The following is a 25,013-nucleotide window of genomic DNA, read 5'->3' as shown; positions in this document are numbered from 1 at the left end:
ACAAATTAAAAATAAAATTCCTACGCAAATGTAGGAATGTGATTGTATATTGAGCCACTACAGGGCAAGGACACTATAACTAGCCAGCTTATTTTTCAGTGAATAAAATCTAACATATTGTTTTTTAATTAATAAATTAAAATTCAAGCGTTTTAATAACGATTAAGGGACATTTAAAGGTCAAGTGCTGAGTGAAAACCTTGCTGAATCACTAAGCTCACTTACTCACTTGATTTATTAAACCTAAAAACATGAAATTCATAAAATAAAAAACTTAAAAATATAAAATACTAAAAATTAAAACCTAGTGAAACTATCCTTGATTTCTGAATAAATGACATATAGATGATAATTATTATCATCAACAACATAAAATCAAATGATATAGATGATGAGTGACAAAGGGCGGGATATAAAATGTAAGCGGAGACTTGAATGATATGAAATATATAAATACCACTACTTACAAATGGAAATGCAACACATCCACACAGGTTTAATAAGTATTTAATACTATTGAATGATGTAGGTATTTATAACAATGTCAAAATTAATAATTGTCTGAAGTTTATATATTCATTAACGAGTTACAGTAAAAGTCAGACTGTCGCACCATAAAAAAGCTCATTAAATGTACTATTTATGCTTCTTTTATGAGCTTTAATGTGTAGAATGTCGCTCTCCAGAAGGATTTTAGTCAATGCGTTAACCAAGGAAAGCCATTCACCTCATATTTCAGATACCCTTATGTTTAAGACTATAATCCCCGTTATGATTGCGATTACCTCTTTGTATGCATTTTCTGCTTCAGCGAGCACTCATCAGAATGTTGTTAATTCATCATCTACTCTGCAAGCCTCAACCCGCTCCGCTACTGGGCACAATGAGACGCAAAAACTCAAAAAAATCCTGACCCATTATGACAAGTGGGAAGGCGTCAGTTACAAGCTCGGCGGGAACACACGTAAAGGTATTGATTGTTCTGCTTACATGCAGCGCGTTTTTGAAGATGAGTTTTCCCTGAGTTTGCCAAGAAGCTCCCAGGAACAAATGAAACAAGGCTCTCGGATCACCAGGGAAGCTATAGATACAGGCGATCTGGTTTTTTTCAAGACCTCACGACAAACACGACACGTGGGTATTTACATCGGTGAAGGCAAGTTTATTCATGCATCCAGCAGCGTGGGCGTCACCATATCAAAACTCGATAATAAGTATTGGGGAGCGCGGTATGAACAAGCAAGGCGTATCAATAATGTCGAGGCATAAACTCACTACCAACGTATTCGGCCACTGAAGCTATTTATTTTTTGGCTTGTCCCATATCGAGTACGAACCCTTAGGGTCCCTATGCCGTCTAAAATTTTTAAGTTGCAGTTATTGTGAGTTCGTGAAGATGGAATGCGGGTCAATGCGAATAAATGCAGGTTCATTTGCAGATATTGTGGGTTTGCCACTCCGAATAGATGCAGATAATTCGGGTCGAGAAACGCGATAAATGCAGGTTTGTGAATTTATAAATGTGGGTCGCTACAGCTATTTGTCAAAGCGTTAATGGACTTTTTCACCGCGCTGATATTCTCCATCTCGCTCGGTATCGCGCTGGTGGCTATTGCTGTGCCGCAATTGTTGATCCAAATTGCATTGGTTTTGTTGGCTAAACTGATCATGCCGTATATGGATGATATTGCCTTTGCTGATTTTTCCGCCTGCGGTGGGATTATTATGATTGCAGTGGGGTTACGTATTGCACAAATTAAAATATTCGCGGTGGTGAATTTCCTGCCCGCGCTATTGTTTGTGGTACCCATATCCTATTTATGGCGCTACTTGATGGGATAATCTGTGGAGCGGAAAGATGATTTCTAAAACGGTAGGCTTCTCTGCACAGATTTATCATTGAAGCGACCGTTTCGGATTTATTTAGTTGACTGTTTTAATTGGTTATTTTTCTAATTAGCCAATTTTCCGGCACAAAAACTTACCCTTAATCACGCCATCAAAAAAACGACCTTTCGAAACCACGGACATAAAATTCTGATGAACGCGCTCCGGGACGCCAAGATATTGATAAATCCCTTGTTCGCGAAATTGTATCTCCAGCATGCGATTTTCAGGATCATAACCAATCGACAGAATTCTGGAAGATGTAACAGGTTGTCGCTGCACTAGTTGACCCTCAGTTGTACGGTATTGATATTATAGTGATCGTAGAGCAGTTTGAGCTTGATAACTTTGTCGGTGATCATTATCACCGTTTGGCTGTAGTATTAATAGATTATTCGCTAGGTATTATTCTATCCGTGACGACCGATTGCGGAGATACATCCTCTTTATTGGCATTGGGTCGATCATGCCAGGAGCGGATTGTACTGCCATTCTAAATACAAAAACCGGGCGTAATTGCCCAGTCTAGTCTAAGGCTGAAACCAATCATCAGCACTTTCCCATGTTTCTTGTAAAATTTCTTCTACCGCTTTCTTATCATCTGGCGCACCACCTAGAACTGATAGACCATCAGCGCCCGCAAACCTTACTTTCACATCAATATGGTCAAATTTCCTCCCAAGCCGCTTATCCAACTCCTCAGTGAGTGCGTCGGTGTATCCTGCCGGGAATTTATTGATATTTAGCTTATCTATTGTCACTTCGATACGTAGCATGATGTTGCCCTTAACTGTGATAGCCGTTGCTAGTGTGGCTGGTCGTTCCCCGATTCGATGTAGTCTACGCGTTTTTGTCATGCTCTAATCAGTTCATTAGTCGCAATATGGCAAATTCGCCGAGGGTAACGTCGACAGTAACATCGCTGAGTGAAGTGACCAATTATCAGATAATTATCACTCTTTAACGGGGCAGGGATGCCTGATAAAGAAATCATTCTGAGTGGATAAACCAATAATGAGGATGTTAGTATGGTTCGTCCGTTATAGCGTCACACCCTATGTGCAAACAAGTTGTGTACATATGAGTGTATATATCAGGCAAAGTAAAGTCGGATAGCGTTTATAACATATTGATTTTAAATAGTATTAGAATTTTGCATGTGATCTGTCGTGTGGGTCACCACTGTAGATAAGGAATTAGAATGCCCGTTATTACCCTTCCTGACGGCAGTCAGCGTCATTTCGATCACGCCGTTTCTGCTCTCGATGTTGCTTTGGATATCGGCCCTGGTTTGGCAAAAGCCTGTATTGCTGGTCGAGTTAATGGCGAACTGGTCGATGCCAGAGACTTGATCGAATCTGATGCCCAACTGGCTATTATCACCACCAAAGATGCTGAAGGTCTGGAGATTCTCCGCCACTCTTGTGCACACTTATTGGGGCACGCAATCAAGCAACTTTGGCCTGATACCAAAATGGCCATCGGCCCGGTTATCGACAACGGTTTCTATTACGATGTAGATATCGACCGCACCTTGACGCAGGAAGATCTGGATCTGCTGGAGAAGCGGATGCATGAACTTGCCGATAAAGATTACGATGTAATTAAGAAGAAAGTCAGTTGGCAAGAAGCCCGCGACACTTTTGCTGCTCGTGGTGAAGATTATAAAGTGGCGATTCTCGATGAGAATATTAGCCGCGATGATCATCCTGGTTTGTATCACCATGAAGAATACGTTGATATGTGCCGTGGCCCGCACGTACCGAATATGCGTTTCTGCCATCACTTTAAATTGCAGAAAACATCCGGTGCTTATTGGCGTGGCGATAGCAAAAATAAAATGCTGCAACGTATTTATGGCACGGCTTGGGGTGATAAGAAGCAACTAAATGCTTATCTGCAACGTCTGGAAGAAGCGGGCAAACGCGACCATCGTAAGATTGGTAAGCAATTGGACCTTTACCACATGCAGGAAGAAGCACCAGGTATGGTGTTCTGGCATAACGACGGTTGGACTATCTTCCGTGAACTGGAAACTTTTGTGCGGACCAAGCTCAAAGAGTACCAGTATCAGGAAGTGAAAGGGCCGTTTATGATGGACCGCGTACTGTGGGAAAAAACCGGACATTGGGAAAACTATGCTGAGCATATGTTCACCACATCGTCTGAAAACCGCGAGTATTGCATCAAGCCAATGAACTGCCCAGGGCACGTGCAGATTTTCAACCAAGGGTTGAAATCATACCGTGACTTGCCATTGCGTATGGCTGAGTTCGGTAGCTGCCACCGTAATGAGCCTTCAGGCGCACTGCATGGTTTAATGCGCGTCCGTGGTTTCACTCAGGATGATGCACACATTTTCTGTACCGAAGAGCAGGTTCGCGATGAAGTGAATAGCTGTATCAAGATGGTGTACGACATGTACAGCACTTTTGGCTTCGAGAAAATTGTGGTTAAGCTGTCTACCCGCCCTGAAAAACGGATTGGGAGTGATGATCTGTGGACCCGTGCCGAAGATGATTTGGCCGCTGCGCTGACTGAAAATGGTATTCCATTTGATTATCAGCCGGGTGAGGGAGCGTTTTACGGTCCGAAAATTGAGTTTACCTTGCATGATTGTTTGGATCGCGCGTGGCAGTGTGGTACCGTACAGCTCGATTTCTCATTACCGGGCCGCTTAAGTGCGTCTTACATCGGCGAAAATAACGATCGTCAGGTGCCAGTAATGATTCACCGGGCTATTTTGGGGTCAATGGAGCGCTTTATCGGTATTTTAACTGAAGAGTATGCAGGCTTCTTCCCAACGTGGTTAGCTCCGGTACAAGTCGTGGTGATGAATATCACCGATAGTCAGTCTGATTATGTCCAACAAGTGACCAAAAAACTGCAAGATGCAGGGATTAGGGCAAAAGCGGACTTGAGAAATGAGAAGATTGGCTTTAAAATTCGTGAACATACGTTGCGTCGGGTTCCATATATGTTGGTCTGTGGCGATAAAGAGGTCGAATCAGGCAAAATTGCCGTTCGTACCCGCCGTGGTAAAGACTTAGGAAGCTTGGACGTCAACGTGGTCGTAGACCAGCTGCTAGCAGAAATTCGCAGCCGTAGTCTTCATCAACTGGAGGAATAAAGTATTAAAGGCGGAAAACGAGTTCAACCGGCGCGTCCTAATCGCATCAACAAAGAGATTCGCGCCACAGAAGTTCGCTTAACAGGCGTCGATGGTGAGCAGATTGGCATTGTCAGTCTGAATGAAGCTCTTGAAAAAGCTGAGGAAGCTGGTGTTGATTTAGTAGAAATCAGTCCGAATGCCGAGCCGCCGGTTTGCCGAATCATGGATTACGGCAAATTCCTCTATGAGAAGAGCAAGTCGACAAAAGAACAGAAGAAGAAGCAAAAAGTCATACAGGTCAAGGAAATCAAATTCCGTCCTGGTACCGATGATGGCGACTATCAGGTCAAACTACGCAACCTGATTCGCTTTCTGGAAGATGGCGATAAAGCCAAAATCACCCTGCGATTCCGTGGGCGTGAAATGGCGCACCAGCAGATCGGCATGGAAGTCCTTAACCGTGTCAAAAAAGATCTGACTGAAGATTCTGATTTGGCTGTCGTGGAGTCTTTCCCGACTCGTATCGAAGGCCGTCAGATGATCATGGTGCTCGCACCTAAGAAGAGACAGTAAGGCACTCAAGTAATAGGCCTCTTTCTGATTGCAGAGTAGGGGTCTGTTCGCCTAGCTAGCTCGTTGTAATTAACAATGCGAAGTGGATATATTCAATGCCAAAAATTAAGACAGTACGCGGCGCCGCTAAGCGCTTTAAAAAAACCGGTGCCGGTGGTTTTAAGCGTAAGCATGCCAACCTGCGTCATATTTTGACCAAAAAAGCTACTAAGCGTAAACGTCATTTACGTCCAAAGGGCATGGTATCTAAGAACGATCTAGGTTTGGTCGTAGCATGTCTGCCATACGCATAAGTAATTTTGGTTTGAATTAAGACGATAGGAGAAGTAAATGGCTCGCGTAAAACGTGGTGTGGTAGCTCGTGCACGTCACAAAAAAATATTAAAGCAGGCGAAAGGTTACTACGGTGCCCGTTCGCGCGTTTATCGTGTTGCTTTCCAGGCAGTAATCAAGGCAGGCCAATACGCCTACCGTGACCGCCGTCAACGGAAGCGTCAATTCCGCCAACTGTGGATTGCACGTATCAACGCAGCTGCTCGTCAGAATGGTCTGTCTTACAGCCGTTTCATCAATGGTCTGAAAAAGGCTTCTGTTGAGATTGACCGTAAGATCCTGGCTGACATCGCAGTATTCGATAAAGTGGCATTCTCTGCACTGGTCGAAAAAGCGAAAGTAGCTCTGGCGTAAGTCAGAATTGAAGAGGGAGCTTGTCTCCCTCTTTTAATCTTTATCTTCTTGGTAAGAAGGTCACTTTTATGATGCATGCAGTTACTTTTCGCTTCTTTTTTTACTTTAGCGCCTGATTTCAGGAGGCTTGCGCGTAAGAATAGAAACGAAAAATAACGCCTAAGCCTCCCATCGTGGAGGCTTTTTTGTTTTTGCTCTATCGCCAATTCCCAAACGAAATGCAACAAAGTGACCCACCGGTCAGGTACGGATAAAATAGCCGTATTGACCCTGTCGGAGACCCTGTTGCATGAAGGGAAAACATTTGACTCAGCATGAGCGCTTTTACATCGAAAAACGAAAAGCTGAAGGCGTTAATCAGTCCTGCATTGCCAGAGAGCTCGGCGTCTCTCGCTCTACGCTGAGCCGGGAGCTCAGACGTAATACGGACCCCGCCTTCAACGGACTTTACTCCTCCAGACGCGCTGATGCCTTAGCCAGACAACGGCGGGGCGCCACCTCGGCACACAATGCCTGTGTCCCTCTGGGCCAGCAGACACAAGACTTTCTCCGGCAGGCGCTGGCTGTACATACCTCCCCTGAGGTTATCTGTGGGAGACTGAAAATCCAGTTTGATATCGCCGTCAGCAAAAATACCCTCTACCGCTATATCCGTTCGGACAGACAGGCTGGCGGTAAGCTTTACCTTCAGCTCCCTCACCGGGGTAAACGCTATCGCTATGATACGGGTGAGCCCGGACGCACGCCCATCCCGGACAGGGTTGGCATTGAGCACAGGCCTGCTGAGGCTGAACTCAAACAGGTTCCCGGGCATGTTGAAATCGATACGATTTTTGGCAAAGACCAGAAGTCATTCCTGCTGACGGTCGTGGACAAAGCCACAAAGCAGGTCATTATCCGTAAACTCCCCAATAAGTGCGCTGAGAGCGTCGTGGAAGCGTTCAGGGACATCGTGGCGAATACTTTCTGTGAGTTTAAAACCCTGACGGCAGATAACGGACCCGAGTTTGCGAAACATAAGGACATCACTCAGGTAACGGGCGCAAAGGTTTACTTTGCCCGGCCTTATCATTCCTGGGAGCGGGGGTTGAATGAGCATACCAACGGTCTGATACGGCGGTTTTATCCGAAAGGAACCGATTTTAATGGCGTCAGCGATGAAGATATTGCGAGACTGGAGCACATCCTCAACACTCGGGGGCGCAAATCTCTGGAATACAGCTCACCGAATGAGGTATTTTTAGAGTATCTACTCGCTGCATAACGCATGATGGTTTGTTGCGTTTCGTTCGGGAATGGGGCGCTCCCCCCTCTGCAACGTCAAGAACCAAGGTTATATTGAAGGAATACAGTGGCATGTCATGGTTACAACGCTTACGGATAGATAAATTTTTATTAGTGCTGATTCTGGTCGTTATTATTGCTTCTATTTTCCCTTGTGAAGGGGAAGTTAAGGTGTGGTTCGAACACCTGACGACCGCGGCCATTGCATTATTATTCTTTATGCACGGTGCCAAGTTATCCCGCGCCGCCATAGTTTCAGGCATGGGGCATTGGAAACTGCATCTGGTGGTGTTTCTCAGCACCTTTGCCTTATTCCCGCTGTTAGGGTTGGGAATGAATGTGTTGGTACCTGGCGTGTTAACACCAACACTGTATCTGGGTTTCCTCTATTTGTGCGCGTTACCTGCCACGGTTCAGTCAGCTATTGCCTATACCTCCGTCGCGGGAGGTAACGTGGCGGCGGCAATTTGTAGCGCCTCGGCATCCAGTATTTTGGGGGTTTTCCTGTCACCGCTGCTGGTGGGCATGTTGATGCACACCCAAGGGGGTGATACCGACACGTTGCATGCGATAGGCTCTATTATCATGCAACTGATGGTGCCATTCATTGTTGGGCATTTATCGCGCCCACTGATAGCTAAATGGGTTGAGCGCCATAAAAAACTGGTTAATATCACTGACCGGTCATCCATTCTATTAGTGGTGTATGTTGCGTTCAGTGAAGCCGTGGTGCAGGGGATTTGGCATCAAATTGATGGTTGGTCACTGCTGGCAATTCTGGTCTGTTCGATGGTGCTATTGACACTGGTATTAGTCATTAACACCATGGCAGCCCGCTGGCTGGGCTTCAATACTGCCGATGAAATCACCATTGTGTTTTGCGGATCGAAGAAGAGCCTCGCCAATGGTATCCCGATGGCTAACGTGTTGTTTCCCGCCTCAGTAGTCGGTGTGATGGTATTACCCTTGATGATATTCCATCAGGTTCAATTGATGGTATGTGCCGTCCTGGCACAGCGTTACGCGAAACGCGTCGCCAGAGAGCATGCCGAGGCGACTGAATCTTTGGCGACGGCGGCGCGGGCAGAAACCAAGTAGCCGGTTGCGATCTGCAATAAAAAACGCCGCTACTTCTATGAAATACCGGCGTTTTTAGTTAATCCCTGACCGATTTAGCCACGGATTTTGTCGCGCAGTGCCTGTTTTTCCTGCTCTGTGATAAATGCCATCGTCAGGCCATTTTGTTGTGCCTGGCGGATTTCTTGCGCTGTTAGGCCTGCAGCAGGTGCGGCAATGTGATATTCATTAGCAATTTCAATCCCTTGTACCGCAGGGTCATCGGTGTTGATCGATGCCATTACGCCATGGCGCAGGAAGGTTGCCAGCGGGTGAGTGGCTAACGAAGAGACGGTACTGGTCTGAATATTAGAGGTCAGGCAGGATTCGATCCCAATGTTGTGTTCAGCCAAATAATCCATCAATTTGCTATCTTCAATGGCTTTCACACCGTGACCAATACGTTCAGCACCTAACTCACGGATAGCTTGCCAGATACTTTCTGGGCCAGCGGCTTCACCGGCATGGACGGTAATACGCAGGCCCGCATCGCGTGCGCGATTAAAGTGACTGCGGAACAAACCGCCAGGGAAGCCCAGTTCGTCACCGGCCAGATCCAACGCAGTAATCCCCTCGCGATGTGCCAGTAAACCATCAAGTTCTTGCAAACAAGCTTGTTCACCAAAAGTGCGGCTGAGGATCCCGATCAGGCGGATATCAATATCAAAATCACGACAACCGGACTGCACCCCATCAATGACGGCCTCGACCACACCGGCGACCGGCAATTGGTGTTTCATTGCCATATAGAAGGGTGAAAAGCGCAGTTCGGCATAATGCAAACCGGCATTAGCGGCATCTTCGACATTTTCGTAGGCCACACGGCGGCAAGCATCAAGTGAGGCCAACACCGCAACCCCCCAATCCAGCTTTTGCAGGAAGCTGACTAGATCTGGCTCAGTTTTAGTGATTTGCACATGCGGGCGCAGTTCGGCTAGTTCATCAGCCGGCAGGGCCAGATTAAATTGGCGACCCAGGTCCAAAATAGTTTGCGCACGGATATTGCCATCAAGGTGGCGGTGAATGTCGGTCAGGGGGAGGCAGGGATCAATCATGCTGTGCACTCACTTTTTATCAGAAGTAGATTCTTGTAGGTAAAGTGCAGAACATTATAAAAACAAATGAATGAAAATATCCACTGCGTTGCATAAAAAAGTGACATAAATCACAAATTGACATGGGCGGACAATATCGCCCGCCCATGACGCCGGCTTTAATTTCAACTATTTATTGCGATTCAACTGCGACCAATCTTTTTTCAGTGCGCACTACCAGCAGATAAGTGAGGATAAATGACAGGCCGAGCGACAAGGTGACACCCAATAGGATGTAGATAAAGTAAGGACCAATATAGGCCGGTAAGCTGAATATACTTGATAAAATATAGCCGTACAGCCTTACGCCGAAAAAGGCGATAAATGCAGAGGCAATCGAGCTGCTTATCGTCGTGGCAATAAAGGCTTTTTTGTATTTGGTTAGCACACCAAACAGTGCGGGTTCTGTAATGCCCAATAAGCCAGAAACGGCGGCAGACAGCACCACGGTTTTTTCTTGCCGGGTTTTGACATGGAAATAGATAGCAAATGTTGAACCCGCAATGGCCATGTTTGCCATAAACATCATTGGCATTAACATATCAAAACCTTTGTCGGTAAAGTTTTGCAATGCAATGGGGGTCATGGCGTGATGCATTCCGGTAAGAATAGCAATCGGGCGAATGGCACCGACGATAAAACCAGCAAATACCGATGAGATATCAAATAATCCCTGAATACCGAATGCCAGCAGTTTGCCTAAATAAATGCCGGCCGGGCCGATAAACGTCAATGAAACCAATGCGGTGATAAAAAGGGTTAGTGTCGGGGTAAATACTGTTTTCAGCACATCGGGCATAATTTTATCGACCCAACGGTGAATATAACTCAGCGCCAGAATTGAGAAAATAACGGGGATAACACTGGCAGAATAGTTAAATACCGATACCGGCACGATATCCATAAAATAGATGACACTCACCGCGCCCGGGGTATGAGTGGCCAGCGCTTTGGCGGCATCAATGAGTGTGGGATACATCAGGCAGGCTGCCACCGCCGCTGCCAGATATTCATTAGTTTTAAATATCTTAGCCGCAGAAACGGCAAGGAAGAACGGCAGGAAATAGAATACCCCGCTGGCAATTAAATCGATAATCATCACGGTGTCGCTTTTGGCTGAGATGATTTTTAAGGCGATCAACCCTGCCAGTAAGCCTTTAATCATCCCCGCCCCGGCAATCGCCGGAACGATAGGGCCGAATACCCCAGAAACGGTATCCATAAACAGTGAAACCAGACTTTTCCGTGCTTTAGGTGTTATTGCCGTAGTCGCGCTTGAGGGAACATTCTCATCAGGTGACATATTATCAACAATATCTTGATACCAGGCATTTACCTGTGGGCCGATAATGATTTGTACTTGATCACTTTGATTTTGCGCACCTAATACACCGGGTAATTGTTTGATTTTCTGCCATTCGACTTTACTATCATCAATTAAATCAAAACGCAGCCGTGTCATACAATGCCAGACTTTATTTATATTATCCTGACCACCGACCAGTTTAATTATTAACTGACATACCTCAGTCCTTCCCATAAAACCCTCGCACCTGAGCCATTATTTTTATTCACTGTGAATGATAATAAGTTTACTGAAAGTTAAAAACAAACCAATAAATCATGGCTTACATCACATTATTCGATGGTTAGGGTGTTCTTAGATGCTTTTTCTATTAATTGGTATGGTTTTTTGCGGTAATTTGCGTAATTCACGAACCAAAAAAAACATTTGAATTTTAGGTTTACAAGGTCAGTGTAAATAAGGTGAAATTAGCGAATACGTCATACGAATTTATTTATTCATGCATCATTGGTTGCCACGTTGAAGAGTCGCAATCTGAGTGTTGTAAAGGAGCATTGCATGCAACCCACGTTGATAACTGGCATTGAATGTCAGATAACCCGGCCCGATCGCCATAATTTAGTTGTGGTTAAGATTGAAACTAATAAAGGGATTGTTGGCCTGGGTTGCGCCACATTTCAGCAGCGCCCCCTTGCCGTTAAAGTGATGGTGGATGAATATCTCCGGCCACTATTACTGGGGCGTGACGCTAATAATATTGAAGATTTGTGGCAGATGATGATGGTCAATGCCTATTGGCGAAATGGGCCGGTGATCAATAACGCGATTGCCGGGATTGATATGGCATTATGGGATATTAAAGGCAAGCTGGCGGATATGCCGCTCTACCAACTGTTTGGTGGCAAATCTAAAGATGCCATTGCCACCTATAGTCATGCCGCCAGTGACTCACTGGATGGGTTGTATGTTGAGGTGGATAACTTGCTGGCGCAAGGTTATCGGCATATACGCTGCCAGTTGGGGTTCTATGGGGGGAATGCTCAGGATCTGCATGCGACCCGCCAGCCAACAATCGGCGCATACTACGATCAAGACCAATATATGGATAACACGTTGGCGATGTTTAAAGCGCTACGCGAAAAATACGGCAATCAATTCCATATTTTACATGATGTGCATGAGCGCTTATTCCCACAACAAGCGGTTCAATTCGCCAAGCAGTTAGAAGCTTATCGCCCTTATTATATTGAAGATATTTTGCCGCCGAATCAGAACGAATGGCTGGAACAGATCCGTAATCAAACCGCGGTACCACTTGCTACGGGTGAATTATTTAACAATCCGGCAGAGTGGAAAGACTTGATAATCAATCGCCGGATCGACTTCCTGCGTTGTCATGTATCACAGATTGGCGGAATTACCCCGGCATTAAAACTTGGCAGCTTCTGTCAGAGTTTTGGGGTTCGCCTGGCATGGCATTGCCCGCCAGATATGACACCGATTGGTGCTGCGGTTAACACCCATTTAAATATCTATTTGCACAATGCAGCAATTCAGGAGTTCGTGGCCTATCCGGCGAATACCCTGAGTGTATTTCCGGGCGCCGTTCAGCCGACAGAAGGCTATTTGTATCCAATTGAACAGGCGGGGATAGGTGTTGATTTTGATACTCGTTTAGCCGATGAATTCCCGGTTGTTTATCGGCCTCATGAATGGACACAAAGCCGTTTGCCTAACGGAACAATTCATACACCATAGTGGGTCTGAGCTGATTCAGCTCTGGCGGAACTTCAGGTTATCCTGATTAAACGGAATAATATAGGTGCAGGAATAGTCGATATCCACGATATCACTGAATGTGTATACGCGGCCATCCTGCAAAATGCCTCGGTTCAGGATATGCATGGCGGCAATACCTTTTTTGCATCCAAGCAGTTCAGCTTGTTCTTTATGCCCCATTCCCGAACGAAACGCAACAAACCATCATGCGTTATGCAGCGAGTAGATACTCTAAAAATACCTCATTCGGTGAGCTGTATTCCAGAGATTTGCGCCCCCGAGTGTTGAGGATGTGCTCCAGTCTCGCAATATCTTCATCGCTGACGCCATTAAAATCGGTTCCTTTCGGATAAAACCGCCGTATCAGACCGTTGGTATGCTCATTCAACCCCCGCTCCCAGGAATGATAAGGCCGGGCAAAGTAAACCTTTGCGCCCGTTACCTGAGTGATGTCCTTATGTTTCGCAAACTCGGGTCCGTTATCTGCCGTCAGGGTTTTAAACTCGCAGAAAGTATTCGCCACGATGTCCCTGAACGCTTCCACGACGCTCTCAGCGCACTTATTGGGGAGTTTACGGATAATGACCTGCTTTGTGGCTTTGTCCACGACCGTCAGCAGGAATGACTTCTGGTCTTTGCCAAAAATCGTATCGATTTCAACATGCCCGGGAACCTGTTTGAGTTCAGCCTCAGCAGGCCTGTGCTCAATGCCAACCCTGTCCGGGATGGGCGTGCGTCCGGGCTCACCCGTATCATAGCGATAGCGTTTACCCCGGTGAGGGAGCTGAAGGTAAAGCTTACCGCCAGCCTGTCTGTCCGAACGGATATAGCGGTAGAGGGTATTTTTGCTGACGGCGATATCAAACTGGATTTTCAGTCTCCCACAGATAACCTCAGGGGAGGTATGTACAGCCAGCGCCTGCCGGAGAAAGTCTTGTGTCTGCTGGCACAGAGGGACACAGGCATTGTGTGCCGAGGTGTCGCCCCGCCGTTGTCTGGCTAAGGCATCAGCGCGTCTGGAGGAGTAAAGTCCGTTGAAGGCGGGGTCCGTATTACGTCTGAGCTCCCGGCTCAGGGTAGAGCGAGAGACATCCAGTTCTCTGGCAATGCAGGACTGATTAACGCCTTCAGCTTTTCGTTTTTCGATGTAAAAGCGCTCATGCTGAGTCAAATGTTTTCCCTTCATGCAACAGGGTCTCCGACAGGGTCAATACGGCTATTTTATCCGTACCTGACCGGTGGGTCACTTTGTTGCATTTCGTTTGGGAATTGGCGGGGAACGTCTCCCCAAATATTGACTTTACCATCACCTGACCATGCATCAGCAAGCTCTGCCATGGTAGAACTGGGTGTAATAGGGTAGATAGCAATAACTTCGCTGGCGCGATAGGCCACAGAAGCTACTGCACTGTTACCGTCAGTAGTAATCATTAATTTATACCTTCACATTGCTTGTCACGCAGAGACCAAAGTAGTAATGGGTGCCTCTGACGGTTAACGAATTATTTGAACTAATACTGAAATTCTAGCAGAGTGCATTTTTGTCAGTTATCGAATTTGTGTGGCTGGGGGGATAAATGCTTTCAGTTAAAATGCAGAAAATAAGCCAGTAGCGCAGGCAAAGCTTATATAGATGTTATTCGGATAATAATTATTACAATTAGAAAACTATTTATTGCACTGCTCAGATATCGCTTGGTGAAGCAATACCTATGGGTGCTTTTGTAAAATAATTGTGAAACTGAATTAGATTTAATGAACATTTAATATGGGACGGGCATAATGTTGACCCAATACTGAAATGAGAAAATGATGATGAGCGGTTTCATGTATTTAATGATGGCAATTGTTGCGTTTCGTTCGGGAATGGGGCGGTGGCTACTACGATGCTGAAAGCATCTGATGGGTTTACCCGATTGGTACCCTCAATTGTGGTGGTTATTGGCTACGGCATTGCATTTTGGGGGCTTTCGCAGGTGGTTAAAACCATGCCATTAGGTATCGCTTATGCCATCTGGTCAGGGTTGGGTATTGTTTTGGTGTCGATCGCCGCTACCTTTATGTACCAACAAAAGCTTGATTGGGCAGCCATTGCCGGGATGACGCTAATCATTGCGGGGGTTATGGTGATTAATCTGCTGTCTAAGACACCCATGCATTAATCACGCCTGTAGGATACAGGCGGAACTCATCTATTAGCGCGTTATCGTGGTGGGGCGGGATAACACGCTAATGAGTGATGGTCGGTGTCACTGAAAGGTAGGACAACGTCCTTTTCAACTATTTAATGTCTAATTGATGTATGCCATCAATAGACAATAACGTCTCATAAAACTGATCGAGACTTTTTCTAGGTGACAAAGTCACTTCCATGGTCAGTTCACAATCGGTATCCTTCTCTTCACGTTTTTGTACCACTGACAGGTTAATTGGTCGCAGTCGCAGTTTTTGCAATGCGACCAGAATAAGTGGCACACTTTCGGGTAACAGTTTGATCGAGACATAATGGTGCTGGCCAAGCAGGCGATTACTCAATTGGCGGAAGATCTCCAGTACCACCAGTGTCATTAGCGTGCCATAGATGCCAATTTCATACAGGCCGCTACCAATCACCAGGCCGATAGCCGCTGTTACCCACATACCGGCTGCGGTTGTTAGGCCTTTAACCATCTGCTTTTGAATCATAATCGTCCCGGCTCCCAGGAACCCCATGCCGCTGACAACCTGTGCTGCGACTCGACTAGGGTCAAAACTGACGTGTTCCAGTGTCAGTAAGTCCTCGAAACCGTATTTTGAAACAATCATAAACATGGCACTGCCGATGCCAACCAGGATATGAGTACGCAATCCTGCTTCTTTTGACCGCAATTGACGTTCAATACCTATTAACCCACCCAGCAATCCGGCAAGGGCTATTCGTAGCAGTAAATCAGTGATCATAGTTATTCCCGTTTTATTTTTATCCAAATCGTAGGTAACTGATTCTCTATCTAATTAGTCTCGGTTTGGTTATTTCGCCAAATTTTTAACAGCAAACTACCTTGATAATTCGGCTATTCACCTTGTTACAGGTTAAGTTTAATTATCGAATTTGCGCTTATTTATGTTGTGTTTTAATTATAACAGATATTATATAAGCCAATTAGCGTAGACGAAATTGCATTAAACAATAGATTTATGCCTTTCTCATGCCGGAGCAGAAGAATGAAAGTATTATCAATGTTTGTGGGTGGCGCTGTGTTCTTTTTAGCCGCCTGTAGCAGCAATGACCCAACGGATACAGCTTTAAATAATGTTGATGCCTATGAACCCGTGCAACAAGCCACCAGCGCCAGTGTCCACCATAATATTAATATGGCCAATCCGGCGGCAGTCAATTGTGCCAATGCCGGTGGTGTATTAACCATTGCCAAACAACTCAATGGTGGCAGCGTAGGGATGTGTCAGTTACCCGATGGTAAACGTTGTGAAGAATGGGCGTTAATGCGCGGCGCTTGTCCGGCACGTTGATACCCGCCATCTTTCAAGTCTCAGGTGTATTGGCTACTTCTGTTTGCCGCCTGCCTGTGCTCGAAATCTATTGGGTATCCCATGCTGCCGCTTGTTATAACGTATAAATAATCAGGCGGTAATAATATTCGGGCAGGGTTCACCCTTTTTCAACTGGGCAATATTCTGCATTGTGGTGGCCGAAATACTGGTCAGCGCCTCTTCGGTCAGAAACGCCTGATGCCCGGTAAATAAGACGTTATGACAAGAAGATAAACGGCGGAAAACATCATCCTGAATCACATCGTTGGATTTGTCTTCAAAGAACAGGTCACGTTCATTTTCATACACATCCATGCCGAGCGAACCTATTTTTTGCTGTTTTAGGGCATCAATGGCTGCGGTAGAGTCAATCAGACCACCTCTACTGGTGTTGATGATCATTACACCGTTTTTCATTTGATCAAATGATTGTTTATTAAGCAGATGATGGTTTTCCGGTGTCATCGGGCAATGCAAGGAAATAACATCAGATTCAGCATATAGCGTTTTGAGATCGACATATTCAGCACCCAGTTCCAGAGCTTGCGCACTTGGATAGGGGTCAAAAGCGAGCAGACGCATACCAAAACCCTTCAGAATGCGCATGGTTGCCACACCAATTTTACCGGTACCGATAATCCCGGCAGTGCGGTTATGCATATTGAAGCCGATCAGTCCTTCCAGCGAGAAGTTGGCATCACGGGTGCGCTGATAAGCACGATGAATTCGGCGGTTAAGGCTCATCATCATACCCACAGCATGTTCAGCGACCGCCTCAGGTGAATAGGCAGGGACACGAACTACCTGAATTCCCAGTTCTTTCGCGGCTTCCAGATCCACATTATTGAAACCAGCGCAACGCAACGCTAGAATCTCGACGCCGACACTTTTCAGTTCTTCCAATGTCGCACGACAACCATCATCGTTGACGAAAAGACAGACCGCATCACAGCCAGCAGCCATTTTTGCTGTTTTTGGCGTTAACAGAAAATCGAAAAACTCTAATTCAAAGCCAAAATCTTTGTTGACCAATTCGAGGTATTTACGGTCATACTGTTTAGTACTGTAAACGGCTAATTTCATCGCGATATCTCCGCTAAAATATTGTGATCAATCTAACAGATTTGAATAAATCATACAATTTGCCACAATAATAAGTTAAATAGAGCACTTGTAACTTTTTCATGCCAAAGAGATAAGGTTTTTATTCCAACTTTCAATGGCAACAGTTTTGTCTGAGTTGCAAGGGTAGCGTTATCTATTATGGTATCTTGCAGTGATTTGATTAAAGCACACCGTAAGTCTGGTTGGGGATAAAACAAGGCGAGTCATGGCTAAATGCGCAAAAATAGTGGGTTGGTTGTTATTAATCAGCGCAATTTCTCTGATGGCATTATGGAAAACCCTGCCACAGTGGTTACCCAAAGTGGCACATTATTGGTTACCCGTGGGGAGTCAGATAACGCTGGCTACGCCACCGGTATGGCGTGACGGCGCACTGCGTATCAAGCAATTGCGCTATTCGATACAAGACTGCACCCTCGCAAATATGAATCAATTGAGTGTCGGCTACCATCAGGGGCGCTGGCAACTTGCGGCCGGTAATGTTGCGTTGGATACTGCTTGTTTGAGTAAATTACCGACTAATGGCGACAGCGCACCACTGAATTTAGCTTACTGGCAACAGCAGTTATCGGTATTGGATCTGGATATCAGCAATTTGCAGATTACGCCCTGGCAGCAATATGCCGGTAAACTGACCCTCACCTCGCCCGATAAGCTTAAATTGATTCAAGAGTTACGTTATCAGGGGCCGCAACTGAGCTTTGCCGCGACCCTTGATCAGGATCAACAACTGAGTTTGCATCAATTCTCTATTGCGGTTCCTGGTACCCCGCAGCCTTTCGAACTCAGTGGAAAAATAAAGATTCCTTTGTCACTGGATGATTGGCCGGAACAGGGTGAATTACAGGGGATGCTAACCACCGGTTATCTGTCTAAACCACTGCTTCTAAACTTGAGTTGGCAACAGCAGCAAGGTGTGCTGACGCTCACTGAGCGTGGCGATGATGTGCCGCTCGCACGGTTGCCATGGCGTGTTGCGGTAAACCAAATTCAGCTAGTTAACGGACAGTGGCAATGGCCATACGCGCAGCAACCATTAAGTGGCGGTATTAACCTGACGTTACATGACTGGGACCAAGGGTTGGATCAGACCTCAGTTGACGCGCGAATTAATGTGATTACCTCTGGGCAGAGTGGTAAGGGTAATGCCGTATTGACCCTCGGGCCGGGTAATCTGAGCATGATAAACAGCGATTTAAAATTCCAACTCAGTGGTCAGGCTAATCTGGAGAAAATGGTGCTTAATGCCACCATTCCAGGGCTGCTCAGTGGTTCGGTGTTGAACCCAACGTGGGTGCTGCACCCGGGGGCGTTACTGCGCGCGCATGGCAATGTGACGCCTGAATTGCGGATAAGAGATGCTCGCTGGCCATTGGCTGGTGTCAAGGTCACGGCTGCCGGGGTTAGCGGGCGTCTACAAGCCATCGTTGATGCACAAGACAGCTATTGGGGTAATTTCAACCTGCATTTGGATGGTCAGGCGCAAGAGTTTTGGCCGGATAAAGGTTATTGGCAGTGGCGTTACTGGGGCAATGGTCACCTGCCGCCACTGGCTGCTCGCTGGGATATGGCGGGCAAGGGGAGTTGGCGCGATACATTAATCACCGTTGACCAGCTCTCGACCGGTTTTGATCGGTTGCAATATGGCCTGGTTAAGGTTGAGGCGCCAAGACTGACATTGGTGAAACCACTCACCTGGCAGCGCGATAACCATCACCCAGCCTTTATTGCCGGTTTTGCGTTAGGGGCGAAAAAAGTGTCGTTCAGCGACGGGGGCGGTTATCTACCTCCCGCTGAATTATCTTTGCAACTCAATGGTCGGGAACCAAACAGCTTTCTGTGGCAGGGGCAATTGCAGGCGCAGCCTATCGGGCCGATCCCACTGCGCGGCCGCTGGGATGGCGAGCGGTTACGGGGTGAGGGCTGGTGGCCGAAACAATCGTTAACCGTATTCCAGCCGCTTATCGCATCCGAGTTAGGCATCAAACTGCGTGATGGAGAGCTGTATGCTCAGGCGGCCTTTTCGGCAGCCCGAGAACAAGGCTTTACCGCCGGTGGTCACTGGGTGGTGAAGAATGGCGGGATGTGGCTGAAAGACGGAGAAATGAGCGGGTTAGATTTTGTCATGTCGTATCGCTTGCAGAATCACCACTGGCAGTTGGGCGCGAAAGACTCGGTGATGTTGCGTATCGCCTCAATAAGCAACTTGTTTGAAATGCAGAATATAACTGCTGATTTACAAGGTACTTATCCCTATTCTGATGATGCACCGTTAACTTTGAGTAACGTCGGTATGGACATTCTTAACGGCCATCTGAGTTTGTCCGCGTTACGCTTACCGCAACACGACGCCGCCGTGCTGAAATTAACCGCCATTGACTTGAGTGAGCTATTTACCGTGCTACAACCGAAACAGTTTGCGATGTCGGGGAAGGTCAACGGGGAATTGCCTCTTTATCTCAATAACCCACAGTGGTTGGTGCGTAATGGTTGGATTGCTAACGATGGCAGGGTGACATTGCGCCTCGATCAAGATCTGGCCAATTCAATCGGTGATAGTAACTTTGTCGCCGGTGCTGCGATTGATTGGTTACGCTATATGGAGATTTATCAATCTTATGCCAAAGTGGATCTGGATAATTTGGGGCAATTGACATTACGCTCGAAGATTCATGGTGTGAATACGCAAAAAAACTCAAAGCGTGAGATAGTATTGAATTATCAGCATCAGGAAAATGTGTTCCAACTCTGGCGTAGCCTGCGTTTTGGTGACAATTTACAAGAGTGGCTACAACAGACGCTTTCTTTACAACCAACAGTGATACCGGCGAGGACGAAGGAATGAAGATCTTGACAGGGGAACATGTGGCAATAGCTTTGGGTGTTTTGATGCTCAGTGGCTGTTTACGCCTTGAGGTAGCGACACCGGAAAAACCGATCACTATCAATATGAACGTCAAGATTGAGCATGAAATCCAGATAAAAGTTGATAAAGATGTGGAAAACTTGCTTAAAAATCAATCCAATCTATTTTAAGGAGCCACAATGAAAAAGCAAAATTCAGGCTGGATTGGTGGCAGGCTAAGGCTGATTCGAGTGATGTTGGGGTGGACGATATTGAGTGGCAGTTTGCTGTTCAGCGCCATGGCTTTCGCCCTGACCGTGGAACAGGCAAAGCAGCAAGGGCGGGTTGGCGAAACCCTTAGTGGTTATTTGGCTCCGGTCAAAAAAGATCCTGAGACACTGGCGTTGGTAGAGCAAATCAATATTGCCAGAACAGAGAAATATCAGGAAGTGGCGCAGAAAAACCATATTTCAACTGAAGATGTTGCCAAGCTGGCAGGGCAAAAGTTAGTTAACCGTGCGGCTGCCGGTGAATATGTGCGCGGTATTAATGGCCAGTGGATGCAGCGCTAATTGTTGCGATGATGGTATCAATGACGCTATGGAAAACGCCCGTCTCAGCACGGGCGTTTTTTATGTCTAAACTTCGGGTTGCTGAAATATTGATTTCGACGGTATTGGCCTTAGCTTAAAAAATAACCCGCTAGCGCTCAGGGTGTAAACTGGCCGTAGCAGGATGCCCAGCGAGGCTATAGAGTGATTCTTTGCGATAATAGGTATCTGCATGCCCTGGTTGCTCAACTTTAACAATCAGGGTCAGCACAGCAGCAATCAGATACAGCGCAGTATAAACCCACACCACGCCAACAATATCGAAGAAAGGTAACACCAGCGAGGCAATCGCCGGGGCAACAAAGTTACTCAGACCCGCAGACAAGTTATAAATCGAGATGGCTGCACCTTTGTGTTCCGGTTCTAATACCGGGAATACTGCAGTCATCGGAACGAAAGCGGCTACGGTTATCCCCAACATTACTGCCGGGATCAGGGCCGCCCAGAAATTATGGCCGAAATGAACCGGAATATAGTAGAACGCCAGACTGGAAAGGGCACAACCGATACAGCCAAACCAACGCACCTGCCGCATCCAACCAATTTTTTCGCCCAAGATCCCCCACATAATATTGGTGAAAATTGTCACGAAGAAGAACACCGCCCAGATTTGCAGCCATTCAGACATGGTAAAACCAAGTCGGCCAACGAACAGGAGCGGCATAATAACGGCAAAACCAAATAATGACAGGGTGTTGATGATGCGGATTAAACAGGATAAGAAGATGTTTTTATTGGTAAACAGAATAGTGACGGCCCGTGACAACTCTTTGATTTTTTCTTTATTTGAGAGTGATGCTTTAGGGCTGGCAGTGCCAACATTGCGCAGTAATATCAACGCCATCATACCGCCGGCCATGACCCAGACAATGGCAAACCACAACGTACCGGTTTCACCAATCACCGGAATGGTGAAACTGGGCAAATAGCTCCCTATGACACCGATACCGACGGAATACATCGCCCAAAACCAACCCATGGCAGAAGAGAGTTGCTGTTTAGGGACATTTTGAACAATTAACATAACAAATGAATAGATAAATAACGGATAGGCCAACCCACGAATACCATAGAACAGCAACATTAGTGGATAACTTTTAATGCCTAAACCGAATACCATAAATAAGCAGTGCATGACCACCCACAGCACAAAACCAATCCGCATGGCGCGTTGTGGCGTGATGATCTCTGCAACCACACCAGAGCTCCAGGCGGCAATGGCAGCAGCTAAGCCATAGAGTGTAAACACAAAGGCTGATTGTGCCGGAGAAAAGCCCATATCAGTAATATGTTTGGATAAGAAGGCCATTTCAAATCCATCGCCGCTCATAAAAATGGCAATGGCAATGTAACCCCAGAACAAATTCATTGGCAAACCAAACCAGTGGGTAGGTTTTTTTTACATAGTAAGTTCCTCTGGCGCTTGAGCGCCGGCTGGTTGAGTTGCTGGTAGGAGCAACGGTTATAGGGACAGAGAAAAGGGCGATAGGCTCGCCCGGGCTTGTTATATCTTTATTTTTTAGATGGTTATTGCGGCTGTTGTTGGCGTAACTGCCGCTGCTGTTGATAGAGCAGTCGATAGCGTTCAAGGCGGGCAAACAAGGCATCTTGCCGGTTAACATCGGGGATGAAGCGTTGGTCGATTTGTGGTTTGCTGCACACCTCCTGCTCATCACCGCCGCTGGCAAGCCACCCTAAACGTGCGGCACCTAAAGCCCCACCAGCCTCCCCACCGCTGTGGGTGACAATTGGCAGGTTAAGGGTGTCAGCCATCAATTGCCCCCACCACACACTGCGTGCACCACCACCAATCAACGATGATTGGCTCAGTTGGGTACCGGCCTGCTGTAACACCGCCAGGCCATCAGCAATACCGAAAGTCACCCCCTCCAGCACGGCATATCCCAGCGCCGCACGGTCTGTCGCATGAGTCATGCCATGAAACGCACCGGTTGCCAGCGGATCGTTATGGGGGGTGCGTTCGCCTGAAAGGTAAGGCAGGAAAATTGGTGCCAGCCGCTGCTCTGAGCGACTGAGTTGCGCAACCTCGGATAGAAGGGTGGTTTCATTGGTTCCCAGCAATTGGCACAACCAGCGCAGGGCGCTGGCTGCGGTCAGCATGACACTCATCTGATGCCAGCGATGCGGCAAAGCATGGCAAAAGGCATGAACGGCAGATTGTGGATTGGGCCGGTAGCAATCATTAACGGCAAACAATACACCGGACGTGCCCAGAGAGATGAAGCCATCACCAGGATTGATGGCACCAATCCCAACAGCACTGGCTGCGTTATCGCCACCACCGCCAGCAATAATCACTTTATCGGCTAAGCCCCACTCGCGCGCAATATCTGCTTTCAGGTAACCACTGGGTTCATTACCTTCAATCAAGCGCGGCATCACATCGCGGGATAATCCGCAGGCGGCCAGGAGAGAGTCCGACCAGTCGCGCCTGGCGACATCCAACCATAACGTTCCGGCGGCATCAGACATATCACTGACCTTATCGCCACTCATCATCCAGCGCAGATAATCTTTAGGTAGCAGTACCGTCGCCAGTTGTGCGAACACCTCCGGCTCATGGCGAGCAACCCACAGCAGTTTCGGTGCAGTAAAGCCTGGCATCGCCAGATTTCCGGCAATCTGATGCAACTGTGGGGCATTGCGGGTCAACTCATCACACTCTTCGGCACAGCGCGCATCATTCCACAAAATAGCCGGTCGCAAGATACGATCCTCGCGGCTCAACAGCACCGCGCCATGCATTTGACCCGAAAGACCAATCGCGAGGATCTCACCCCAGCGCTGGGGTATTTTATGGCGCAGGCGGCCAATAACCCGTTGTGTCGCCTGCCACCAGTCAGTGGGATTTTGCTCCGACCATAAAGGATGCGGGCGCTGCACGGTCAAGGGTTCGCCTTCACTGGCCAGAATCTGGCCCCGGTCATCAATCACCACGGCTTTAATTTCTGACGTCCCTAAATCAAGTCCAACGCCAATTCCCAAACGAAATGCAACAAAGTGACCCACCGGTCAGGTACGGATAAAATAGCCGTATTGACCCTGTCGGAGACCCTGTTGCATGAAGGGAAAACATTTGACTCAGCATGAGCGCTTTTACATCGAAAAACGAAAAGCTGAAGGCGTTAATCAGTCCTGCATTGCCAGAGAACTGGATGTCTCTCGCTCTACCCTGAGCCGGGAGCTCAGGCGTAATACGGACCCCGCTTTCAACGGACTTTACTCCTCCAGACGCGCTGATGCCTTAGCCAGACAACGGCGGGGCGCCACCTCGGCACACAATGCCTGTGTCCCTCTGGGCCAGCAGACACAAGACTTTCTCCGGCAGGCGCTGGCTGTACATACCTCCCCTGAGGTTATCTGTGGGAGACTGAAAATCCAGTTTGATATCGCCGTCAGCAAAAATACCCTCTACCGCTATATCCGTTCGGACAGACAGGCTGGCGGTAAGCTTTACCTTCAGCTCCCTCACCGGGGTAAACGCTATCGCTATGATACGGGTGAGCCCGGACGCACGCCCATCCCGGACAGGGTTGGCATTGAGCACAGGCCTGCTGAGGCTGAACTCAAACAGGTTCCCGGGCATGTTGAAATCGATACGATTTTTGGCAAAGACCAGAAGTCATTCCTGCTGACGGTCGTGGACAAAGCCACAAAGCAGGTCATTATCCGTAAACTCCCCAATAAGTGCGCTGAGAGCGTCGTGGAAGCGTTCAGGGACATCGTGGCGAATACTTTCTGCGAGTTTAAAACCCTGACGGCAGATAACGGACCCGAGTTTGCGAAACATAAGGACATCACTCAGGTAACGGGCGCAAAGGTTTACTTTGCCCGGCCTTATCATTCCTGGGAGCGGGGGTTGAATGAGCATACCAACGGTCTGATACGGCGGTTTTATCCGAAAGGAACCGATTTTAATGGCGTCAGCGATGAAGATATTGCGAGACTGGAGCACATCCTCAACACTCGGGGGCGCAAATCTCTGGAATACAGCTCACCGAATGAGGTATTTTTAGAGTATCTACTCGCTGCATAACGCATG

Annotated in this window: 23 protein-coding genes, 4 pseudogenes and 1 other annotated feature; of the genes and pseudogenes, 16 read left to right on the top strand and 11 right to left on the bottom strand. The window is 47.2% G+C overall.

The window, feature by feature from the left end; translation table 11 throughout:
• Positions 1 to 672: 672 nt before the first annotated feature.
• Both ACWJJO_RS12085 and ACWJJO_RS12080 read left to right on the top strand, forming a co-directional pair.
• Positions 673 to 1,269, top strand: a complete 597-nt coding sequence (locus tag ACWJJO_RS12085; protein WP_481091057.1) for an NlpC/P60 family protein — start codon at positions 673 to 675, stop codon at positions 1,267 to 1,269.
• Positions 1,270 to 1,536: 267 nt separating this feature from the next.
• Positions 1,537 to 1,842: pseudogene (locus ACWJJO_RS12080) on the top strand (DUF554 family protein); the annotation flags it as partial.
• 114 nt (positions 1,843 to 1,956) lie between these two features.
• Here the strand turns inward: ACWJJO_RS12080 and ACWJJO_RS12075 are convergent.
• The gene (locus ACWJJO_RS12075) at positions 1,957 to 2,169 is read right to left on the bottom strand and encodes a KTSC domain-containing protein (protein ID WP_005161573.1); all 213 of its coding nucleotides are present in this window, start codon (positions 2,167 to 2,169) and stop codon (positions 1,957 to 1,959) included.
• Between the two features lie 248 nt (positions 2,170 to 2,417).
• The gene (locus tag ACWJJO_RS12070; RefSeq protein ID WP_083163607.1) at positions 2,418 to 2,663 is read right to left on the bottom strand and encodes a DinI-like family protein; all 246 of its coding nucleotides are present in this window, start codon (positions 2,661 to 2,663) and stop codon (positions 2,418 to 2,420) included.
• Between the two features lie 425 nt (positions 2,664 to 3,088).
• Here ACWJJO_RS12070 and thrS point away from each other — a divergent pair, with 425 nt between their 5' ends.
• From thrS to ACWJJO_RS12035, 7 genes are all read left to right on the top strand, one after another.
• Complete coding sequence (gene thrS / locus ACWJJO_RS12065; RefSeq protein WP_083158695.1) at positions 3,089 to 5,017, top strand: threonine--tRNA ligase; 1,929 nt, start codon at positions 3,089 to 3,091, stop codon at positions 5,015 to 5,017.
• A gap of 3 nt (positions 5,018 to 5,020) precedes the next feature.
• Entirely contained in the window at positions 5,021 to 5,572 is a 552-nt protein-coding gene (gene infC / locus ACWJJO_RS12060; RefSeq protein ID WP_011816226.1) for a translation initiation factor IF-3, read from the top strand.
• A 95-nt stretch (positions 5,573 to 5,667) separates the two neighbouring features.
• Complete coding sequence (rpmI, locus tag ACWJJO_RS12055; RefSeq protein WP_004713020.1) at positions 5,668 to 5,865, top strand: 50S ribosomal protein L35; 198 nt, start codon at positions 5,668 to 5,670, stop codon at positions 5,863 to 5,865.
• A gap of 37 nt (positions 5,866 to 5,902) precedes the next feature.
• A complete protein-coding gene (gene rplT, locus ACWJJO_RS12050) occupies positions 5,903 to 6,259 on the top strand; it encodes a 50S ribosomal protein L20 (RefSeq protein WP_004706556.1) in 357 nt (118 codons plus the stop codon).
• Positions 6,260 to 6,326: 67 nt separating this feature from the next.
• Positions 6,327 to 6,449: a sequence feature (Phe leader region), on the top strand.
• Positions 6,328 to 6,375: a pheST operon leader peptide PheM gene (gene pheM, locus ACWJJO_RS12045; protein WP_152414234.1), complete on the top strand. Its 48-nt coding sequence runs from the start codon at positions 6,328 to 6,330 to the stop codon at positions 6,373 to 6,375. It overlaps the preceding feature by 48 nt.
• Before the next feature lie 99 nt (positions 6,450 to 6,548).
• Complete coding sequence (locus tag ACWJJO_RS12040; protein ID WP_481090692.1) at positions 6,549 to 7,523, top strand: IS30 family transposase; 975 nt, start codon at positions 6,549 to 6,551, stop codon at positions 7,521 to 7,523.
• 92 nt (positions 7,524 to 7,615) lie between these two features.
• Positions 7,616 to 8,641, top strand: coding sequence for a bile acid:sodium symporter family protein (locus ACWJJO_RS12035; protein ID WP_083158869.1), 1,026 nt, complete (start codon positions 7,616 to 7,618; stop codon positions 8,639 to 8,641).
• Between the two features lie 74 nt (positions 8,642 to 8,715).
• Here ACWJJO_RS12035 and add read toward each other — a convergent pair whose 3' ends face one another.
• Both add and ACWJJO_RS12025 read right to left on the bottom strand, forming a co-directional pair.
• Positions 8,716 to 9,714: an adenosine deaminase gene (add, locus tag ACWJJO_RS12030; protein ID WP_481091056.1), complete on the bottom strand. Its 999-nt coding sequence runs from the start codon at positions 9,712 to 9,714 to the stop codon at positions 8,716 to 8,718.
• 172 nt (positions 9,715 to 9,886) lie between these two features.
• A complete protein-coding gene (locus ACWJJO_RS12025; protein ID WP_083158867.1) occupies positions 9,887 to 11,293 on the bottom strand; it encodes a PTS transporter subunit EIIC in 1,407 nt (468 codons plus the stop codon).
• A 324-nt stretch (positions 11,294 to 11,617) separates the two neighbouring features.
• Between ACWJJO_RS12025 and ACWJJO_RS12020 the strand changes: the two genes are divergently transcribed.
• Entirely contained in the window at positions 11,618 to 12,817 is a 1,200-nt protein-coding gene (locus ACWJJO_RS12020; RefSeq protein ID WP_083158866.1) for an enolase C-terminal domain-like protein, read from the top strand.
• Between the two features lie 15 nt (positions 12,818 to 12,832).
• Here ACWJJO_RS12020 and ACWJJO_RS12015 read toward each other — a convergent pair.
• From ACWJJO_RS12015 to ACWJJO_RS12005, 3 genes and pseudogenes are all read right to left on the bottom strand, one after another.
• Positions 12,833 to 13,009 (bottom strand): annotated as a pseudogene (locus ACWJJO_RS12015) (GntR family transcriptional regulator); the annotation flags it as partial.
• 40 nt (positions 13,010 to 13,049) lie between these two features.
• A complete protein-coding gene (locus tag ACWJJO_RS12010; protein WP_481091055.1) occupies positions 13,050 to 14,024 on the bottom strand; it encodes an IS30 family transposase in 975 nt (324 codons plus the stop codon).
• Positions 14,025 to 14,110: 86 nt separating this feature from the next.
• Positions 14,111 to 14,269 (bottom strand): annotated as a pseudogene (locus ACWJJO_RS12005) (hypothetical protein); the annotation flags it as partial.
• 384 nt (positions 14,270 to 14,653) lie between these two features.
• Here ACWJJO_RS12005 and ACWJJO_RS12000 point away from each other — a divergent pair.
• A pseudogene (locus tag ACWJJO_RS12000) lies at positions 14,654 to 15,000 on the top strand (DMT family transporter).
• 118 nt (positions 15,001 to 15,118) lie between these two features.
• Here ACWJJO_RS12000 and ACWJJO_RS11995 read toward each other — a convergent pair.
• On the bottom strand, positions 15,119 to 15,778 hold the full coding sequence (locus ACWJJO_RS11995; protein WP_083158782.1) for an MgtC/SapB family protein: 660 nt from the start codon (positions 15,776 to 15,778) through the stop codon (positions 15,119 to 15,121).
• Positions 15,779 to 16,042: 264 nt separating this feature from the next.
• Here ACWJJO_RS11995 and ACWJJO_RS11990 point away from each other — a divergent pair, with 264 nt between their 5' ends.
• Positions 16,043 to 16,348, top strand: a complete 306-nt coding sequence (locus tag ACWJJO_RS11990) for a putative hemolysin (protein WP_083158783.1) — start codon at positions 16,043 to 16,045, stop codon at positions 16,346 to 16,348.
• Positions 16,349 to 16,459: 111 nt separating this feature from the next.
• Here the strand turns inward: ACWJJO_RS11990 and ACWJJO_RS11985 are convergent, their stop codons facing one another.
• Positions 16,460 to 17,452, bottom strand: a complete 993-nt coding sequence (locus ACWJJO_RS11985) for a 2-hydroxyacid dehydrogenase (protein WP_083158784.1) — start codon at positions 17,450 to 17,452, stop codon at positions 16,460 to 16,462.
• Between the two features lie 247 nt (positions 17,453 to 17,699).
• Here ACWJJO_RS11985 and ACWJJO_RS11980 point away from each other — a divergent pair, with 247 nt between their 5' ends.
• From ACWJJO_RS11980 to ACWJJO_RS11970, 3 genes are read left to right on the top strand one after another with little or no spacing between them, the layout of a single operon-like run.
• Positions 17,700 to 20,339 (top strand): YdbH family protein, encoded by a 2,640-nt coding sequence (locus ACWJJO_RS11980; RefSeq protein WP_481091054.1) that lies wholly within the window; start codon positions 17,700 to 17,702, stop codon positions 20,337 to 20,339.
• Positions 20,336 to 20,530 (top strand): YnbE family lipoprotein, encoded by a 195-nt coding sequence (locus ACWJJO_RS11975; protein ID WP_193784655.1) that lies wholly within the window; start codon positions 20,336 to 20,338, stop codon positions 20,528 to 20,530. Before ACWJJO_RS11980 ends, ACWJJO_RS11975 begins: the two co-directional genes overlap by 4 nt.
• Positions 20,531 to 20,539: 9 nt before the next feature.
• Positions 20,540 to 20,911 (top strand): YdbL family probable chaperone protein, encoded by a 372-nt coding sequence (locus tag ACWJJO_RS11970; protein ID WP_083158786.1) that lies wholly within the window; start codon positions 20,540 to 20,542, stop codon positions 20,909 to 20,911.
• Between the two features lie 130 nt (positions 20,912 to 21,041).
• Here ACWJJO_RS11970 and ACWJJO_RS11965 read toward each other — a convergent pair whose 3' ends face one another.
• Complete coding sequence (locus tag ACWJJO_RS11965) at positions 21,042 to 22,319, bottom strand: MFS transporter (protein ID WP_481091053.1); 1,278 nt, start codon at positions 22,317 to 22,319, stop codon at positions 21,042 to 21,044.
• A 158-nt stretch (positions 22,320 to 22,477) separates the two neighbouring features.
• Positions 22,478 to 23,950 (bottom strand): xylulokinase, encoded by a 1,473-nt coding sequence (gene xylB / locus ACWJJO_RS11960; protein WP_481091583.1) that lies wholly within the window; start codon positions 23,948 to 23,950, stop codon positions 22,478 to 22,480.
• Positions 23,951 to 24,032: 82 nt separating this feature from the next.
• Here xylB and ACWJJO_RS11955 point away from each other — a divergent pair, with 82 nt between their 5' ends.
• The gene (locus ACWJJO_RS11955) at positions 24,033 to 25,007 is read left to right on the top strand and encodes an IS30 family transposase (protein WP_481090564.1); all 975 of its coding nucleotides are present in this window, start codon (positions 24,033 to 24,035) and stop codon (positions 25,005 to 25,007) included.
• Positions 25,008 to 25,013 lie beyond the last annotated feature (6 nt).

It is taken from the genome of Yersinia antarctica (assembly GCF_056636475.1).
The sequence above is the reverse complement of the archived record's forward strand: the minus strand, read 5'-3'. Positions and strand labels throughout refer to the sequence as shown.